Annotated in this window: 1 protein-coding gene; it reads left to right on the top strand. The window is 60.1% G+C overall.

All coding sequences use genetic code 11. The annotated features are described in order from the left end of the window. Positions 1-70: 70 nt before the first annotated feature. Positions 71-253 (top strand): hypothetical protein, encoded by a 183-nt coding sequence (locus EN780_RS39965; protein WP_245493310.1) that lies wholly within the window; start codon positions 71-73, stop codon positions 251-253. Positions 254-726 lie beyond the last annotated feature (473 nt).

Genomic DNA, 726 nt, shown 5'->3' with positions numbered 1-726 from the left:
AAAATAACAGGCAGGGTCTTAGCCAATTGAGGGTTGCGTAATGCCTCTGTCGTGCCTCGACGGGATACTTGTGCCAAGCGATCTGGAGTTGCTCCAGCGGGTGTTCGATCGGCTTTGCGATGAGCGCCGTCTAGCCCAAAAAGACAAGGAGCAGAGGGAAGACCTCGCTGCTGAAATCGTCAGCGCTTTCCGGAACGGGATTGCCGACGAAACGGAGCTATTGCGGGCGATTTCGAAGCGCCTCATGGCTTAGCTGCTAGTGCGGGCCGAAAGGACCAGGCGGGCGCCAGGAGGCCCGGGGCTCTGCGCTGACAGCGGAAACGGGAAATGCGCGTTCTAGGCTTCTCTGTGAAGAGATGGCCGACGCCTATTGGGCGGGGGGCTTGGGGTAACAGGCGCCGGCCAAGGCGGATCAGGTCCGCCGCCACATTGAGGTAGGGTAAGGCTGTCCGCGGGAGTATGGCGTGATCGCGGAAGTTAGGGCTTGCTGACACTCGGCGGGCAACTAAGCGATAAAGACCGGACGCGCCCTTCCGGACAGGCTGACTGAGCAACATCTGCTTTGGCAGTAAGGCGTTCCCCCGCAATAAGAGGTGCTTGACCAGTTCAGCGGATGAGAACATCGTGCCGGGCGGAGCTTCAGAAGTCCCGCCGATTGGCCTTTGCCTGCGGGCCGTAGGCATCCAGAGCGATGGCAGGACGATCCTTGCCGGGATCATATTAGAT

The sequence above is a fragment of the Mesorhizobium sp. M4B.F.Ca.ET.089.01.1.1 genome (assembly GCF_004022605.1).
In the GTDB taxonomy this organism is placed as follows: Bacteria; Pseudomonadota; Alphaproteobacteria; order Rhizobiales; family Rhizobiaceae; genus Mesorhizobium; species Mesorhizobium abyssinicae.
Note: the sequence above shows the minus strand (reverse complement) of the source record. Positions and strands in the feature narration are given on the sequence as shown.